This window comes from Saccharopolyspora sp. NPDC045839 (assembly GCF_056431645.1).
Window position 1 is genome coordinate 19,004 of sequence record NZ_JBWKKH010000042.1, and the last position, 15,602, is coordinate 34,605.

The window sequence follows — 15,602 nt, forward strand, 5'->3', positions numbered from 1 at the left end:
GGTTCACAGATCGACCGGCAGCCACCCGGAGCCCCGGTGCCCGGCGGCGTTCCGGTGCTCCTCCCACCCGGCCAGCGTCGGCAGATCGGCGGCGTCCGGGGCGCCCAGCGGCGGCTGCCACTGCCGGCCCGCCGCGACGACCACGAGCGGATCGGGCGGGAGCCCTCGCCGGAGGTCGAGCAGCAGGTCCAGGAACCGCTCGCCGAGCGGCGCATCCGCGTTGTCCAGCAGGGCGACGCAGTTCATCGCGCGCCCCGACCGCCGGCCCGCGTAGGCCTGGCGAAGGTCGGCGAGGAAGGCCGCCAGGAGCACCTCGTCGAACTCGCGCGAACCCACCGCATCCGGCTCCGCCCACGGATCCGGCGCCACATCGGCGGAATCCCGGAACCCGGTCAACGCCCGCAGCCGCCTGCGCCACTGCGCCCGCTCGCCGCCGCTGAGCAACGCGTCCGCGAGTACGCCCGACCAGTTCAGCAGGGCCCCCGACGCCTGCAACGCGCCGACCACGGCGTCGAACGTCACCCGGGAGAAGTCCGGCTGCTCCGCGGCGAGCACCGCGTTGCGCAGCTTGGACAACGCCGTCCCGGCGCCGAAACCCGAGCCCGCGGCGACGATGCACAGCATCAGGTGGCGGAACTGCGGCGACCCCCGGCCGCCGAACCGCACGGCCAGTTCGACCACCGCCCGGCGCAGCGACGTCAGCCCCTCCGCGTCGAAGTCGAGCCGGGTGTGCGGGACGGACGGCCCGCAGTCCTCCGCCAGGTACGCCAGCATCTCGGTGCCGCTGCCGAGCAGCCGGATCACCGGCAGCTCGCGGGCCCGGCCGTCCGGCGGCGTGATGCACTCCTGCACGAGGTCGTGGAGCAGGTCGTACCGGCTCCTGACCACCGGTTCCGGTTCGGGCTCGGGATCCGGCGGCGCGCTCGGGCCCGCCAGGTGCTTGTCGAGGGCGGCGAGGAGCCTGCCGAGTTCGGAGTCGGAGGTGCCGGGGTTGAGCACCACGCCGTTGTGCTGCGTCAGCGGCCGCAGGCCGGTCGGCAGTTCCGCCGATTTCGGCATCGCCGCGTCGTCGATCAGCACCGGGATCACCCGCACGCCGTTGTTCAGCGCCGTCGAGATCTCCCGCACCACGACGTCCTTCGGGTTCTCCAGGCGCCGTTGGCCGAGCTCGTCGGCGATGACCATCCACTGCGGACCGATCACCGCGAGCAGCACGGCGCAGGACTCCAGCTCGCGCTCGATCTCCTGGACGTAGTTGACGCCCGGGTCCATCCCCGTGTCGAAGAACACCCGGTCGGCGCCGAACCGCTCGCGCAGCACGACATTCAGCCAGCGCGCCGCGTAGGCGTTGTCGCCGTGGCGGTAGCTGATGAAGATGCGTTCGCGCGCGGGCGCTTCGAACGGATGCATCGACCACTCCCCATCGTCGACCGGTCGCTACGGCAGGTACGGGATTCCCGTCTCCGAGATCACGACCGGCACCGACGAGATGGGCCGGCCGATCTCCTTGGTCACCCGGAAAACCAGCAGGGCCTTGCTGTCCGGGCGCCCGGTCTCCGTGTCGAAGGAGAGCCAGCCGCTGGCGCCGTCCACGGCCCCCGTGTCGCTCATCCGGTCGAACTCCGCGGCGACCCCGTCCGCGCTGGGCAGCTTCTCGCCGAACTTGTTGTTGTGCACGGCGCGGCGGGCCGCGGTTGCCGCCACGCCCAGCGCGTCGAAGGTGACGATGGCCAGGCCGTCGTCGATCGATTCGCCGGGGAACTCCTGCTGGAAGACGGCGGTCGCGGTGGAACCGGGGATGAAGTACTCGGTCGATCGCCGCGGGAAGTACTGCGGCGCGGCACGCCACGCGGCCGGCGCGGCCAGCTGCGAGTACTCCAGCGTGATCCCGGATTCCAGGCTGCGCTGGATTTCCGGGTCGCCGCCGATGTTGACGACGCTGTCGGTGATCAGCACGCGCATCTTCAGCTCCGTGCAGGAGCGGGAGGACAGCGCGTTGAGGAACGGCTTCAGCTCGCGCAGCCGGCCGGCGAACAGGATCACGTCCGGCCTCTTCAGGCAGATGTTCGGCACCATCGCCGGGAAGGTGTTGGCGGTGGCGAGCTGCGCGGAGTCGAACGGTTCGCCGCGCACCAGCTTGCCGCCGCGCTGCTGGTACGCGGCCTCGTACGCGTTCGCCAGGTCCCGGGCGAAGACCTCGTCCTCGTTCCGGTCCCAGACGACCAGCGCGAGCTGCGTCTCCTCCAGGCGCTTGACCAGCGCGCCGGCCTGCGCGGAGTTCGGCGGCGCCACCCGCAGCAGCCCCTTCGCCTCGGCCGCCGCCGGATCGGTCGCGAACTTGTCGGCCGTGATGATCGCGCCGACCATCGGAATCCCGTGCTGGGACAGGCGGTTTATCGCGTCCCGGGTGCCCGCGAGGCTCTGCCCGAGCCCGGTCACCGCCACCAGCCGGCCGTTCTCCTCGGGCTCCGCGAGCTGCCGCAGCTGCTCGACCACCGGTTCCCACTGCGCGCTCCGGCTGCCCGGGTTGGCCAGCAGCACCTGGATCAGCGGCAGGTTGCCGCCCCATTCCTCCCGGCCGTCGGCGTTCGCGCGCAGCTGCGAAACGTAGGTGCCCTCCAGGCCGCGCCGGACCGCCTCGATCGTGGTGGTGTCGGGCTTGGCGACGGTGAGCGGGCTGAAGTAGGCGATGCTGACGTAGGGCTTGTTCTGCTCGCGGCTGATCCGCCGCACCCGGGCGTTCTCCGCCGCGATCTTGTCCTGCACGACCCGCAGACTGCCGTCGAAGCCGCCCCGCCCGTCGCTGAGCCCGAACTCGCCCGGCCCGTCGGTGACCCCGATGCACTCGTCCAGCGGCCCCGTCCGATGCAGCCCGGCAGCGCAGCCGCTCGTCGTCGTGACGACGAAGTAGGCGGCGACCACCAGCACCACCGCGCAGGCCGCGGCGATGCCCAGCTGCGGCCAGCGCCGTCTGACCACCGGAACGCGGAACGGTCGCCGCTCCCTGCCGTCCTCCCCCATGCCGACCTCCCCGTCCGCACAAACAGGCAGTCCGCAACCATGTCGTCGCGGAACGTGATCAGTCAAGCCGTTCCTCGAATCCGGGGCGGACCTGTGATCCCGCACGGAGCAACGCTGGGCCGGCCGGTGGAAAAATCGTTTCGCGGCAGGAGCACCAGGCTGAATAATCGGCCCAATGGAGTTCAGCGATTTCGACGCGCGGGGATATCGCACCGTGGACGTCCGCACCGGATACGGCGAATGGGTCGCGCACTACGAGCAGACCGTCGAGGACGCGATGGACATCGCGCTGCTCGACCGGCTCCAGGAGCCGTCCTGGGCGGCCGTCGCGCGGGCCGCCGACCTCGGCTGCGGCACCGGACGGACCGGGCAGTGGTTGCGGGACAAGGGAATCCCGTCGATCGACGGGGTGGACCTGACGCCGGAGATGCTCGCCGTCGCGAAGCGCCGCGGCGCCCACGACCGGCTCGTGGAGGCCGACGTCGCGGCCACCGGTCTCCCCGATGCGGCCTACGACCTGGTGATCTCGTCGCTGATCGACGAGCACCTGGACGACCTGAACCCGCTGTACCGGGAGGCGTGGCGGCTGGCCGCGCCGAAGGCCGCGTTCGTGCTGGTGACGTTCCACCCGCACTTCATCATGACCTCGGGCATGCCGACGCACTACACCAACGACGCCGGCGAATCGGTGGCCATCACCACCAACGTGCACCTCATCAGCGACCACGTGGCGGCGGCACTCGCGGCGGGCTGGCGGCTGGCGGAGTTGCACGAGGGCGTGATCGACGAGGAATGGCTCGCGGTGAAGCCGAAGTGGGAGCGCTTCCGCAACCACCCGATCTCCGCCGCCTACGTCTGGCGCAAGGACGGCTGACACGGTCGGGCGATGCCGGGAATGCCGCGGGAGCTCGCCGTGTTGGCCATGGCCATGACCGCAGAACTCGACAAACTCGGCATCTGGCGGATGTCCACCGAACTCGACCCCGAACTGGCGATCGAGGTGGAGAGGCTCGGCTACGGCACGATCTGGATCGGCGGCTCGCCGCCGGCGGACCTGGCGCTGGCGGAGCGGCTGCTGGACGCCACCGACGGGATCACCGTCGCCACCGGGATCGTGAACATCTGGAACTCCGATGCCCGCACCGTGGCCGAGTCCTACCACCGGATCGCCGCGAAGCACCCGGACCGGTTCGTCCTCGGCATCGGCGCCGGGCACCGCGAGATGACCGACACCTACACCAAGCCGTACCAGGCGCTGGTCGACTACCTCGACCGGCTGGACGCCGCCGGGGTTCCCGCGTCCGGCCGCGTGCTCGCCGCGCTCGGCCCGAAGGTGCTCCAGCTGGCCGGCGACCGGGCCGCGGGAGCCCACCCGTACCTGACCGTTCCCGCGCACACCAGGCACGCCAGGGAGATCCTCGGCGACGCGCCGCTGCTCGCCCCGGAGCAGAAGGTCGTGCTCGACACCGACCCGGAGCGCGCCCGCGCCACCGGCCGCGCGGCGGTGGAGATGTACCTGAACCTGAGCAACTACACCAAGAACCTGCGCCGGTACGACTTCACCGCCGAGGACGTCGCGGTGCCCGGCAGCGAACGCCTGATCGACGCCCTGGCCCTGCACGGCAACGCGGCGCAGATCGCCGAAGGCATCAACGCGCACCTGGAGGCGGGCGCGAACCACGTGAGCATCCAGGCCCTCGGCGACGACCCGCTGCCGACCTTCCGCGCGCTCGCCGAAGCGCTGCGCTGACGTCAGGGGCGGGTCGGGGATCTCCCCGATGCGCGGTCGTCGGCGCGGCGGGAGGCTTCCCTGGTCCGAAGTGGAGGATCGGGGGGTTTCGTGGCGACGCGTGAGGCTTGGTCGAGGTCGCCATGGACGTTCTTCGCGCTGGTCGTCGTCCTGGCCGCCCCCTTCGTGCTCCTAGGCGAGTTCTCCGACGTGCGGCTGCCGGCGAACCTGCCGTTGAGCCGGCGTTCGCGACGCCCGCCATGCTGGCCGCGGCGACCCTGGTCGTGGCCACTGGGAGCCGAAACCCTTGTCCGATAACGGTTTTCGTCCAGCTGATCACAGGCGAGCGCCGATGCCGTCCAGCACGCGTTGAAGGCCGAACTCGAACCAGTCGTCGAGCCGCGCCGCCGAGGACACCTCGGCCAGCCACGGGTAGCGGACGCCTGCGGTGCCGACCAGGTGGTCCCGCCGCGCCGACCACCACTGCTCGTAGCCGACCCCGGAGTCCCGGAACGCCTCGTCCTCCGCGGTCAGCAGCAGAGCCATGCCCTGCACGTAGCCGCTGACCAGCAGGTACACCGAGAGGCTCGTGTCCGCGTCGAAGTGCCCGGCGAGCGCGGTCATCGACCGGTCGACCATCGCGAGCACGGAGCCACCCAGCGGCGGGCGCGTCGAGGCGAGCACCGCCAGCACCCACGGATGTCGTTGGTACAGCGCCCATTCCTGGCGCGCCTGGTGCTCCAGGAATGGGCGCCAATCGGCGGAATCCCAATCTGCTGGCCGGTATTCCGCGACAACGGCGTCCACCATCGCGCGGACCAGTTCGTCCTTTCCGGACACGTGCCGGTACAACGCCATCGCGGCAACACCGTTGCTCGCCGCGACGGCGCGCATGGAGACGGCGGCAAGCCCTTCGGCGTCGGCGATCCGGATCGCGCTCCGCACGATCGCCGCGCGATCCAGCTCTCCGCGCGAGTGTTCGCCCCTGGGAGCGGAACGGCGGTTCAGCCCGCCGCCGTCCTTTCGAGCCCGGTACGCGCGCGCCTGGCAGGACCGGCTGCAGTAGCGGCGCGGCCTGCCCCGCTCGGCGGCCGCGAGCTCGACACCGCATTGCGCACACCGCATGGGATCTTCCTTTTCGTCACACGACTTACCGTGACGAAAAGGCTCGCCACCACCCGATACTGCCCGAAGAATGACGGGAAAGCAGGGATGTTTACCACGTATTGGAGGGACCGCGATGGATCTGATCGTCCGCCGGGCCGTGCCCGCCGAACTGGACCGCATCGTCCCGGCCTACGCCGCGGCCTGCGCCGACGAAGCGGTCACCAGCTGGGTCACGTCCGGCCGGGAGCTCCCCGGCGCGCTGTTCCGGGACTCCGTCCGCGAAGCGCTGGGCGCGGACGAAGTCCTGGTCGCGCAACGCGCGGGCGGGACGATCGAGGGACTGTCGGTCTGGCTGACCTTGCGGTCGGCGGAGCGGGTCCGGCGGGAGGCGGTGGCGCTGGCCGAATCGGCCGGCGCCGATCCCGTGCTGCGCCGCATGGCCACCGTGATGACGCTGGTCGCGCAGCGGCACCCGGACGAGCCGCACGTTTTCCTGTCCGCCATGGGCGTGCTCGCCGCGAGCCGCGGAAGCGGCGTCGGAAGCGCGATCCTGCGGCACCGGCTCCGCCGAGCCGACGCCGAGGCCCAGCCGACGTACCTCGAAGCGAGCACGCCGCGCAACCAGGCCCTCTACGCGCGGCACGGCTTCGAGCCGCTGGGCCAGCCGATCGCGCTCCCCGACGACGGCCCCCGGCTGCAACCCATGTGGCGCGAACCGCGCCCCGCAGACGGGTGACCTACCGCAATTTCCATTGAAATCGAAGGTTCGATTTCAATGGAAATTGCGGCCAGAACAGGACTCGCTTGGCTGCGCGGCGGGCCGAAGGCCCTTGCCCGGTGGGGGCTCTCGCCCGGTCGGGCGACCCGCCGGCAACGCACCTGATCAGTCGATGATCGCGGTGGCCTCGACCTCGACCAGGTGCTCGGGCACGTGCAGCGCCGCGACGCCGAGCAGCGTGGCCGGCGGCACCGGGGTGACGCCCAGCTTCGCCGCCGCCCGCGCGACTCCTTCCATGAACAGGGGCAGCTTGTCGGGCGTCCAGTCGGCGACGTAGACGGTCAGCTTCGCCACGTCGTCGAAGGAAGCGCCGACCTCGGCCAGAGCGGTGCCGACGTTGAGGTAGCACTGCTCGACCTGGGCGGTGAGATCGCCTTCGCCGACCGTGACCCCGTTGGCGTCCCACGCGACCTGCCCGGCGATGAAGACCAGCTTCGAGCCGGTCGCGATCGACACCTGCCGGTAGGCGCCGATTTCCGGCAATCCGCCGGGGTTCACCAGGGTGATGGCCATGCTGCCTGCTTCCTCCTCGTGCGAGCCAGGGGGCTCGTCTCCTCCGGTTCTTCGAAGACCGTAGGAAAGTGGCCGCTGACATGGAAGAACGCACTTCTCAGTGACTCGGGAACCTCGCGGTGACCGAGCAGTTCAGCGCGATGACGGCAAGTCAGGACCGGTCGGCGAGATCGTGCGCGGGGACGCCGGCGATCTCCAGGAATGCCTTCGCCGCGGGCGTCGGGCCGACGTCGTTCCACGCCAGGTACTCGATGCGGGCCGGCGCGTCGGACACCTCGATGGTGTGCACGCCCGTCAGCTGCGGCACGTAGGTCGAGGCGAGCATGGCGATGCCGAGGCCCCGCCGGACGATCCGGACCATCAGGTCCGGGGCGGGCACCTCGAAGGCGATGTCGCGGTCGAGGCCCGCCGCGGCGAAGGCCTGATCGGATTGGGCGCGACCGGCCGACCCGAGTGGGAAGTCCACGAACACCTCGGCGGACAGCCTGCGGAGGTCGACCTCCGGTTCCCCGGCGAGCGGGTGCCCGGGCGCGACGACAGCGACGAGCCGATCCCGGGCGGTCACGCGGGTGCGGACCCCACGCGGCTGGATCGTGGCCGGCAGCCCCAGGCAGGCGACGTCGATGACGCCATCCCTGACCCGCTCGACGAGCTCCTCGCTGGCGCCGACGCGCAGGCCGATGCGCACGTTCGGATACCGGCTGCGGAACTCGTGCAGCGCGGCCGGGATGTCCACCGCCGCGACGGTGGGGATCACGCCGACGGTCAGCCGCCCGCGCACCTCGCCGAGGGCTGCGGCGACCTCGGCCGCGGCACGCTCGGCGGCGTCGAGGCATTGCCGGGCGGCGGGCAGGAACGCCTCGCCGGCCGGCGTCAGCCGCACCCGTCGGCTGGTGCGTTCGAAGAGCTTGCCGCCGAGTTCCCGTTCCAGGCGCGCCACCTGGTGGCTGAGCGCGGACTGGACGACCAGGCACCGCTCGGCGGCGCGGGTGAAGCTGTTCGTCTCGGCGACCGCGACGACGTAGCGCATCTGCTGGAGCTCCATGGATCTATCGTGCATCGAGATGGATTCGGTGACAAACATGTGTTGGACTCATCTATGCTGGTCGGTCGAGACTTGCCTGGTGATGAACCAGACGATCTCCGCGACCGCCGGCAGCGGCGCGGCAAGCGGGATCGCATCCCGCACCGCGTTGACGGCGCTCGCGCCCATGGTGTGGGGCACGACCTACGTGGTCACCACCGAACTCCTCCCGCCAGGACATCCGTTCTTCGCGGGGATCCTGCGCGCGTTGCCCGCGGGGCTGATCGCGTTGGCGCTCACGCGGACGCTGCCGCGCGGGACGTGGTGGAAAAAGGCCGCGGTGCTCGGCGTGCTGAACATCGGGATGCTCTTCGCGATGTTGTTCGTGGCTGCCGAGCGGCTGCCAGGCGGCGTTGCCGCCACGCTCGGCGCGTCGCAACCGCTCATCGTGGCGGTCCTGGCGGTCGCGGTCCTCGGTGAGCGCCCCTCCGCTTGGCGGTTCACCTGGGGTGTCGTCGGCGTCGTGGGCGTCGGCCTGGTGGTGATCGGCCCGGATGCGGCGTTCGACGGTCCCGGGATTTTGGCCGGCCTCGCCGCCGCGGCTTCGATGGCGGTGGGTGTGACGCTCACCAAGCGTTGGGGACGTCCCGCCGGTGTCGGGCCCACCGCGTTCGCGGGGTGGCAGCTCACCGCCGGCGGCCTGTTCCTGGTGCCCGTCACGTTCTTCTTCGAAGGGCCCCCACCGGCGATCGACCTGCCCGGCGCAGTCGGCTACCTCTGGCTGGGCCTGGTCGGCGGTTTGGCCGCCTACGTCCTGTGGTTCCGCGGCATCAAGACGTTGCCGGTCACCTCGGTCGCCGTCCTCGGCCTGTTCTCCCCGATCGTCGCCGCGCTCCTCGGCGCGGTGCTGCTCGGCCAGACGCTCGGCCCGATACAGCTGCTCGGCTTCGCGCTCTCGTTGGCCGCGATCGTCGCGGGCCAGTTCTCCCCGCGACTCACTCCGAACCCCACCGCAGGAAGGACCGCACGATGAAGATCGCCGTCATCGGAGCCGCCGGCATGGTCGGCTCCCGAGTCACCTCCGAAGCCGCCGACCGAGGACACGAGGTCACCGCCGTGTTCCGCCGAGAAGTACCCGCATCCCTGCCCGGCGGCGTGAGCGCCGTTCGAGGCGATGCCACCGACCGGGACCGGATGAGCAAGCTGTTCACCGAAGCCGACGCGATCGTGGCGGCGACCCGCCCCCGCCCGGGGCGGGAAGGCACGGTCACCGCGACGATCACGGCATTGCTCGACGCGGCCGCGGAAACCCGAACCCGCATCGTCGTCATCGGCGGCGCCGGACCGCTGCGAACCCCGGGACGCCCCGAGCAGCTCGTGGTCGACAACCCCGACTACGTGGCCCCGGAGTGGCGCGTCATCGCCGCGGCCAGCGTCGCGCAACTGGACGCCTGCCGCGAGCACCCGGCCGACTGGGTGTACCTGTCGCCGCCCGCGGTCCTCGAACCGGGCCGCCGCACCGGAACCTACCGGCGCGGCGGAACCACGCTCCTCACCGACGTGGCGGGTGCGTCCCGGATCTCGGCGGAAGACCTCGCGGTGGCGGTCCTCGACGAACTGGAGAACCCACGCGGGGAGAAGCACTTCACCGTCGGCTACTGACCAGCACCGGTTCCGCTGGTTGATCTGGGTGAACGGTCCGTTCGCATCGATAGATGCCGCGAACGGACCGTTCACTTCACTTGCGAGGCCGAAGGACCCGCGGCACCACGTGGAACCGCTTGCCGTCCACCGGAAGTTTCACCGGCTCGGTCGCCACGCCGCCAGGCCGGCACCACTCGGAACCGGCACGGTCAGCGGCAGGAATCAGTCGTGTACGAGTCTGGCGGTGTAGCCCGCTTCGACGAGGTGCGCGTACGCCTCGTTCACCTCGGGTGGGACTGCTTGGGGGATGGCGAAGCCCTTCTCGGCGTAGAGCTCCACTCGCTGCGTGTCCCCCACGAGCATGTTGATCACTCGGTCCACGTCGCCGATCGACCGCACGTACTCGTCCAGGGGCAGGCGCTGCGAGCTGCACACGATCTCCACCTCCGGCCAGATCTTCCTGGCCGTCGCGAACGCTCGTCGCTGTTGGTACGGGCGCGACACCAGCAGCATCGATTCGCACCGGATTCCCTTGGCCGTCAGGAATTCTCGCGTGTACTCGATGTTCTCGGCCGTGTTCGTCGCTCGCGGCTCCACCGCGATCGCGGTGTCCGGCACTCCGCGTTCCAGCGCGCGTTCGCGGTAGTGCACGGCCTCTCCCCTCGGGAAGCGCCCCACCGTTGTCGGAGCGTTCGCTCCGGTGAACACGATCAGCGGGAAGAAGCCGCGCCGGTAGAGGTCGACGACGTGGTCCGCCACGCCGAGGTCGTGGCCGCCCAGACCGACGCCCACGTCGCAGGGCCGGAGCTCGTGGTGGAGGTCGTGGTAGTCCCAGAGCCGCTGCACGTCCGCTCGGATGCGTTCGGGGATGGCCGGCGTTGGTGCGTTCATGGCAGCCTTTCGCGCCTTCGGCTCGGTCAGCGATCTCGCCTTCAGGATGCTCGCCGCTGGGCGGCGATCTCGCACGGCATTGCCGACCGCCCCGGGAGCGCAAGATCGCGGATCAGCACGGTTCGCAAGAGCACGGGTCTGGAGATGATCTCCCCCGCTGGCCCTGCGGTGTTCCACCAGGTGTTTTGTGGGGCAGGTGGGACTTGAACCCACGACCTGACGGATTATGAGTCCGCTGCTCTGACCTGCTGAGCTACTGCCCCAGGATTGCTTTCGCAATACCGGCGATCGTAGCGATGTCGCGAGGGGTCGGAGCTGGCGGGTGGACCCGCCAACCGGCCTACGGCCCGATTGGTCAGACCGGTCGAATGCGCTGCGCACGGCGTTACGCCGAGCGGACTACCGGGGGCTTCGGGCCGACGAAAACGGGGCCGGCGCACCCGTGCGATGCGCCGGCCCCGATCGGTCTGCTGCTCAGCCGATGAAGCCGAACACGTCGAAGGCTCCGGTCAGCTGGCCGATGACCGCGATCGTGGCCATCAGCGCGCCGATCCCGGCCACCGTCAGCACCGAGAGCATGATCAAGTAGACGAGCGCCTTGATCGGCTTCGGCAGCTTGGTGACCGAGGCGAAATCCGGCAGCGAGATGTGCGATTCCTTGCCGATACCTGGTGCGGACATACTGACTTCCCCCGTCCTCTGTCAGTCCCCTTGGACGAACCACCACTGCTCAAGAGACGAAGCGCAACGGGATTCCGTTGCGCGCAACGCATCACGAGTTCATTTCGGTCAGCAATCGAGCAGATCAACCAGCACAGTCGGTCTTTCCGGCCCGCGGCTCACGGGCTCGGACAAATCATCCGTGCTCCAACCGACCGCCGCGAGCCGGGCATGGACGACATCGTGCGGTGATCCCGGATCGTTATCCGACCCGCCGTCCAAATCGCTCGGACAGGTGACGCGAACGCGGAACCGCCCCACTACCAGAAGATCCAGTCGCGGGACTCTCCCCGGCTCATGCGCTGCTCGCACCCGCCACCGGCCGAATGCCTGCCGTCGCGGTTGCGCTCCTGCTCAAAGCTTACCTTGTCGGGTGAACTCCGGTACCACCGACCGCGTGCGTCCACAGAGGCCGGTCACGGGCAGCGGCGACGGCGGGGCAAGCCGAGCGCGGACGTTCCACTCCTGTGTGGTGAAGCCGGGACCGACTGCGGCGCAGGCCGCCTCGGTCGCGCGGGCCACGACATCCGGCAGGTCTCCCACGTTCGACAGCACGGCCGTCGTGATCGTGGTCTCGTTGCTCGCGGTCGGCAGGGCCCCGCCGACAGGGTCCGGGGTGTGTTCGGCCGGGGCGGACCGGAGGCGTCCCACCGCGCTGGCGGAGGCGTCCGCAGCGGTGGGCCAGTTTCAATTGAAACTGGCGGTTGCGCCGCGCTCGGGCTTCCGGAGAGACGACGCCGCCCCGGGCGTCGAGACGACCGGGGCGGGATCGCTGCGGGACGCAGGCGATCAGGTGCCGACGCGCCAGTCGGTCAGGTATCGCTTCTGCTGGTCGGACAGCTGCTCGATCTCGACGCCGTAGGCGTCCAGCTTCGCCTTCGCCACGCGGTTCTCGATGTCCTTCGGGATGCCGTGCACGCCCGCGGGCAGCGACTCCGCGTTGGCCACCAGGTGTTCCAGCGCCAGCGCCTGGGTCGCGAAGGTCATGTCCATCACCTCGGCCGGGTGCGCCTCCGCGGCCGACTGGCCGACCAGCCGGCCCTCGGCCAGCAGCAGCACCCGGTTGCCCGCCGGGAGCCGGTACTCGACGCAGTTCGGGCGGAGCTCGGTGACCTCTTCGGCCTCCTTGCGCAGGTCCTCGACGCCGATCTCGATGTCGAAGTGGCCGGAGTTCGCGACGACCGCGCCGTCCTTCATCTTGCGCATGTGCTCGATCGTGATGACGTCCCGGTTCCCGGTGACCGTCACGAAGATGTCGCCGTGCTCGGCGGCGCGCGACATCGGCATCACGGTCAGGCCGTCGAGGACGGCCTCCAGCGCCCGCACCGGGTCCACCTCGACGACGATGACGTTGGCGCCCATGCCCCTGGCGCGCATCGCGACACCGCGGCCGCACCAGCCGTAGCCGACGACGACGAAGGTCGAGCCGGCGAGCAGCATGTTGGTCGCCCGCAGGATGCCGTCGATGGTGTTCTGGCCGGTGCCGTAGCGGTTGTCGAACAGGTGCTTGGTGGCCGCGTCGTTCGTCGGGAACACCGGGTAGCGCAGCGCGCCGTCGTCGGCCATGTTCTTGATCCGGAGGACGCCCGTGGACGTCACCTCGGTGCCGCCGATCACGTCGGTGAGGAGCTCGGCGTGGTCGTTGTGGATCGTGGTGGTGAGGTCCGCGCCGTCGTCGACGACGATGGTCGGACGGGTCTTGAGCACCGCCTGGACGTGCTCGTAGAACGTGTCGCGGTCGGCGCCGTACACCGCGAAGACCTCGGCGCCGAGGTCCCGCTGGATCGAGGCGGCGACGTCGTCCTTGGTGGACAGCGGGTTGGATCCGCACAGCGCGACCTCGGCCCCGCCCGCGACCAGCGCGCGCACCATGTTCGCCGTCTCCGTGGTGACGTGCAGGCAAGCTGCGATGCGGTGACCGGTGAACGGCTTCGTCTCCGCGAACTGCTCGGTCAGCGTGCGCAGAACCGGCATGCGCCGGGACGCGAAATCTATCTTGCGTTGTCCTTGATCGGCCAGCGCCAGATCGTGCACCATACCCATCGAAAAGCCCTGCTCTCCTCAGTCACGTCAGCTTGGAGCGCACTCCGGAAAGATCGGGGTGCGCTCATCCTCGAAAGGCCGCCACGTCATTTTCACGGGGCGCCGGTGTTGGAGAGGACTCCCGAGATATTGAGTGGGTGAATTCACATTTCTCCAACACTGGAACCGACCCTACAGCAGCCCTGCAATGAAGTCGAGCGCTCCATTCGCCCGACCGATGAGAACGCGTTGCCGAACAAAACCGGCATCTGCTGGTTCTGCCACCTGCGCCACGCTGGGCGGTTAGCGGGACCGAACTCCATGTTCACCCATTCGCTGCAACGCATTACGCGGACCGCCGTCGGCGCGAGCGGAATTTTCGGACGACCCGCACCGAAGCCGAAAGGGCGCACACCGATGTGCGTCAATCGCCAGAACGAGTGGCGCGAAAGGTTGAATCGACGTATACCGCCGCTTTGGAATATTCCCGGTAAAGACCAATGTAACAGAAATACTCGCAGGTCATCGAGGCTGCATCGGCCAGCGGAACGCCCCGGCCAGCGATGAGCACATTTCGCGAAAGACCGCAGGAAACCCGTCCCGCGCACGCGCGCGGGACTAGGATCTCCACCGGGTCGCCAACGTCGGCGAAATCACCGCCGGTACGCTCGCCCACGGCTGATCCATCACCTAGGCAGGAACGGGCGAGAACACGACAAGGCCACCGCCCGGACCGCCGGTCGTTTCCCGCCGCCGATCTCGCAGGAGGTAGAAACAGTGCAGTACGTGGCCATGCTTCGGCAGAAGTATGTCGCTCACCTGCTCGGATCAAGCATTGTCGGCAGATTGCCGAACGGAATGGCTCCGATCGCGATCGCCATCCATCTCCGGCAGCAGCAGGCCGGTTACGAGGTCGCCGGCCTTTTCACCGCGATTTACGCCTTGAGCACCGCGGGCGGTTCCCCGCTGCTCGGCAGACTCGTCGACCGGTTCGGTCAACCGATTGTCATGCTCATTTCCGCCGCCGGCTCGGCGATCGGTTTCTTCGGGGCCGCGTTCCTCCCCGTCGACGACTATTTGTTGCTCGGCGCCTCGGTGGTGCTGGCGGGCGCCCTCACCCCGCCGCTGGAGGCGTGCCTGCGCAGCCTGTGGGCGGACATCCTGCCCAAGGAACAGCTCGAAGCCGGCTACGCGCTGGACTCCTCCACCCAGCAGGTCATCTTCATCAGCGGCCCCCTGCTGGTGGCCGGCGGCATCGCCATCGCCCCCTCCGCCTACGTCGTGCTGGCGACCGGGATGTTCGGGCTGATCGGCGTGGTGGTCTTCTGCCTCGCCCCGCCGGTCTGGCGCTGGCGGCCGGTGCACGCCGAACGGCACTGGCTCGGGCCGCTCCGCTCGCCGCTGCTGACCGTCGTGCTGGTGTGCAACTGCGGCGTCGGCGCGGCCATGGGGGCGTTCAGCATCCTCGCCGTGGCCTACTCCGAGCACGTGTCCCTGCCCAGCATGAACGGCGTGCTGCTGAGCGCGAACGCGGTCGGCGCCATGATCGGCGGCATCGTCTACGGGGCCCGGGTGTGGAAGAGCCGGGACAGCAAGCGACTCCTGGTGCTGCTCGGCACGCTGGCCGCGCTGTACCTGCCGCTGATGCTGACGCCCGGCGCCATCGCGATGACCGTCCTCGCGTTCATCGGTGGGCTCTTCCTCGCCCCGGCCCTCACCTGTTCGTACGTGCTGGTGGGCCGGATCTGCCCGCCGGGCACCGTCACGGAAGCGTTCGCCTGGCTGGTGACGATCTTCCTGGTCGGCAACGCGGCGGGCGCGGCGACAGCGGGCGCGGCGGTGAGCGCGCTGCCGATCAACCTCGCCTTCGGTGCCATGGCGCTGTTCGCGCTGATCGGGTTCGTGATCTACGTCGTCGGCCTGCGGCTGATCGGCTCCGGTGCGGAATCCTCCGATGCCCGAACGGAATCCGAGCAGTCGCCGTCCCGCTGAAGCTCCTTCGGGCACTGGTCGCGCTTGGCGTCCCCCTTCGGGAGTCGCCCGCGGGGTCCGCAGTTTCCCCTTGAACCCCGGACCCCCCCGGAGGACCCCCCCCTTTCTACCCCCCCACCCAACCGAGTCGCTACCCCCCGCTCCCCCTTTGTTCGGGTGGA

The 15,602-nt window shown here is 69.8% G+C and carries 15 protein-coding genes and 1 tRNA gene; 6 read left to right on the plus strand and 10 right to left on the minus strand.

Going from position 1 to position 15,602, the window contains the following annotated elements; genetic code table 11:
• Positions 1–3: 3 nt before the first annotated feature.
• Together AC07EQ_RS37645 and AC07EQ_RS37650 are read right to left on the minus strand one after the other, a co-directional pair.
• Positions 4–1,410, minus strand: coding sequence for a toll/interleukin-1 receptor domain-containing protein (locus AC07EQ_RS37645; RefSeq protein ID WP_478392593.1), 1,407 nt, complete (start codon positions 1,408–1,410; stop codon positions 4–6).
• 27 nt (positions 1,411–1,437) lie between these two features.
• Positions 1,438–3,021, minus strand: a complete 1,584-nt coding sequence (locus tag AC07EQ_RS37650) for an ABC transporter substrate-binding protein (protein ID WP_478392594.1) — start codon at positions 3,019–3,021, stop codon at positions 1,438–1,440.
• Positions 3,022–3,196: 175 nt separating this feature from the next.
• On the opposite strand from AC07EQ_RS37650, the gene AC07EQ_RS37655 reads away from it, so the two are divergent.
• Positions 3,197–3,895: a class I SAM-dependent DNA methyltransferase gene (locus AC07EQ_RS37655; RefSeq protein ID WP_478392595.1), complete on the plus strand. Its 699-nt coding sequence runs from the start codon at positions 3,197–3,199 to the stop codon at positions 3,893–3,895.
• A gap of 54 nt (positions 3,896–3,949) precedes the next feature.
• On the plus strand, positions 3,950–4,771 hold the full coding sequence (locus tag AC07EQ_RS37660) for an LLM class F420-dependent oxidoreductase (RefSeq protein ID WP_478392634.1): 822 nt from the start codon (positions 3,950–3,952) through the stop codon (positions 4,769–4,771).
• Positions 4,772–5,086: 315 nt separating this feature from the next.
• Here the strand turns inward: AC07EQ_RS37660 and AC07EQ_RS37665 are convergent, their stop codons facing one another.
• Positions 5,087–5,875: a TetR/AcrR family transcriptional regulator gene (locus tag AC07EQ_RS37665; RefSeq protein ID WP_478392596.1), complete on the minus strand. Its 789-nt coding sequence runs from the start codon at positions 5,873–5,875 to the stop codon at positions 5,087–5,089.
• Positions 5,876–5,990: 115 nt separating this feature from the next.
• Between AC07EQ_RS37665 and AC07EQ_RS37670 the strand changes: the two genes are divergently transcribed.
• Positions 5,991–6,593, plus strand: coding sequence for a GNAT family N-acetyltransferase (locus tag AC07EQ_RS37670; protein WP_478392597.1), 603 nt, complete (start codon positions 5,991–5,993; stop codon positions 6,591–6,593).
• 147 nt (positions 6,594–6,740) lie between these two features.
• On the opposite strand, the gene AC07EQ_RS37675 is transcribed toward AC07EQ_RS37670, so the two are convergent.
• Positions 6,741–7,148, minus strand: coding sequence for a RidA family protein (locus AC07EQ_RS37675; protein ID WP_132493804.1), 408 nt, complete (start codon positions 7,146–7,148; stop codon positions 6,741–6,743).
• Positions 7,149–7,299: 151 nt separating this feature from the next.
• Positions 7,300–8,193, minus strand: a complete 894-nt coding sequence (locus AC07EQ_RS37680; RefSeq protein ID WP_478392598.1) for a LysR family transcriptional regulator — start codon at positions 8,191–8,193, stop codon at positions 7,300–7,302.
• Positions 8,194–8,275: 82 nt separating this feature from the next.
• Here AC07EQ_RS37680 and AC07EQ_RS37685 point away from each other — a divergent pair, with 82 nt between their 5' ends.
• Both AC07EQ_RS37685 and AC07EQ_RS37690 read left to right on the plus strand, forming a co-directional pair.
• Positions 8,276–9,205, plus strand: a complete 930-nt coding sequence (locus AC07EQ_RS37685) for an EamA family transporter (RefSeq protein WP_478392635.1) — start codon at positions 8,276–8,278, stop codon at positions 9,203–9,205.
• A complete protein-coding gene (locus AC07EQ_RS37690; RefSeq protein WP_478392599.1) occupies positions 9,202–9,834 on the plus strand; it encodes an NAD(P)-dependent oxidoreductase in 633 nt (210 codons plus the stop codon). The genes AC07EQ_RS37685 and AC07EQ_RS37690 overlap by 4 nt, the downstream gene beginning before the upstream one ends.
• A 204-nt stretch (positions 9,835–10,038) precedes the next feature.
• Here the strand turns inward: AC07EQ_RS37690 and AC07EQ_RS37695 are convergent, their stop codons facing one another.
• The 5 genes from AC07EQ_RS37695 to AC07EQ_RS37715 form a co-directional block, all read right to left on the minus strand.
• Positions 10,039–10,707 carry a YdcF family protein gene (locus AC07EQ_RS37695; protein WP_478392600.1) on the minus strand — a complete coding sequence of 223 codons (669 nt, stop codon included), beginning with the start codon at positions 10,705–10,707 and terminating at the stop codon, positions 10,039–10,041.
• 188 nt (positions 10,708–10,895) lie between these two features.
• Positions 10,896–10,970, minus strand: a tRNA-Ile gene (locus AC07EQ_RS37700).
• A gap of 211 nt (positions 10,971–11,181) precedes the next feature.
• Positions 11,182–11,388, minus strand: coding sequence for a hypothetical protein (locus AC07EQ_RS37705; RefSeq protein ID WP_478392601.1), 207 nt, complete (start codon positions 11,386–11,388; stop codon positions 11,182–11,184).
• 828 nt (positions 11,389–12,216) lie between these two features.
• Entirely contained in the window at positions 12,217–13,470 is a 1,254-nt protein-coding gene (locus AC07EQ_RS37710; protein ID WP_478392602.1) for an adenosylhomocysteinase, read from the minus strand.
• Between the two features lie 403 nt (positions 13,471–13,873).
• A complete protein-coding gene (locus AC07EQ_RS37715) occupies positions 13,874–14,125 on the minus strand; it encodes a hypothetical protein (RefSeq protein ID WP_478392603.1) in 252 nt (83 codons plus the stop codon).
• Positions 14,126–14,241: 116 nt separating this feature from the next.
• Here AC07EQ_RS37715 and AC07EQ_RS37720 point away from each other — a divergent pair, with 116 nt between their 5' ends.
• The gene (locus AC07EQ_RS37720) at positions 14,242–15,441 is read left to right on the plus strand and encodes an MFS transporter (RefSeq protein ID WP_478392636.1); all 1,200 of its coding nucleotides are present in this window, start codon (positions 14,242–14,244) and stop codon (positions 15,439–15,441) included.
• The last annotated feature ends 161 nt before the right edge of the window (positions 15,442–15,602 follow it).

Excerpts from the sequence above, each read along its gene's own strand:
- AC07EQ_RS37645 (WP_478392593.1), bottom strand. The coding sequence starts at position 1,410 with ATGCATCCGTTCGAAGCGCCCGCGCGCGAACGCATCTTCATCAGCTAC.
- AC07EQ_RS37650 (WP_478392594.1), bottom strand. The coding sequence starts at position 3,021 with ATGGGGGAGGACGGCAGGGAGCGGCGACCGTTCCGCGTTCCGGTGGTC.
- AC07EQ_RS37655 (WP_478392595.1), top strand. The coding sequence starts at position 3,197 with ATGGAGTTCAGCGATTTCGACGCGCGGGGATATCGCACCGTGGACGTC.
- AC07EQ_RS37660 (WP_478392634.1), top strand. The coding sequence starts at position 3,950 with ATGACCGCAGAACTCGACAAACTCGGCATCTGGCGGATGTCCACCGAA.
- AC07EQ_RS37665 (WP_478392596.1), bottom strand. The coding sequence starts at position 5,875 with ATGCGGTGTGCGCAATGCGGTGTCGAGCTCGCGGCCGCCGAGCGGGGC.
- AC07EQ_RS37670 (WP_478392597.1), top strand. The coding sequence starts at position 5,991 with ATGGATCTGATCGTCCGCCGGGCCGTGCCCGCCGAACTGGACCGCATC.
- AC07EQ_RS37675 (WP_132493804.1), bottom strand. The coding sequence starts at position 7,148 with ATGGCCATCACCCTGGTGAACCCCGGCGGATTGCCGGAAATCGGCGCC.
- AC07EQ_RS37680 (WP_478392598.1), bottom strand. The coding sequence starts at position 8,193 with ATGGAGCTCCAGCAGATGCGCTACGTCGTCGCGGTCGCCGAGACGAAC.
- AC07EQ_RS37685 (WP_478392635.1), top strand. The coding sequence starts at position 8,276 with ATGAACCAGACGATCTCCGCGACCGCCGGCAGCGGCGCGGCAAGCGGG.
- AC07EQ_RS37690 (WP_478392599.1), top strand. The coding sequence starts at position 9,202 with ATGAAGATCGCCGTCATCGGAGCCGCCGGCATGGTCGGCTCCCGAGTC.
- AC07EQ_RS37695 (WP_478392600.1), bottom strand. The coding sequence starts at position 10,707 with ATGAACGCACCAACGCCGGCCATCCCCGAACGCATCCGAGCGGACGTG.
- AC07EQ_RS37705 (WP_478392601.1), bottom strand. The coding sequence starts at position 11,388 with ATGTCCGCACCAGGTATCGGCAAGGAATCGCACATCTCGCTGCCGGAT.
- AC07EQ_RS37710 (WP_478392602.1), bottom strand. The coding sequence starts at position 13,470 with ATGGGTATGGTGCACGATCTGGCGCTGGCCGATCAAGGACAACGCAAG.
- AC07EQ_RS37720 (WP_478392636.1), top strand. The coding sequence starts at position 14,242 with ATGCTTCGGCAGAAGTATGTCGCTCACCTGCTCGGATCAAGCATTGTC.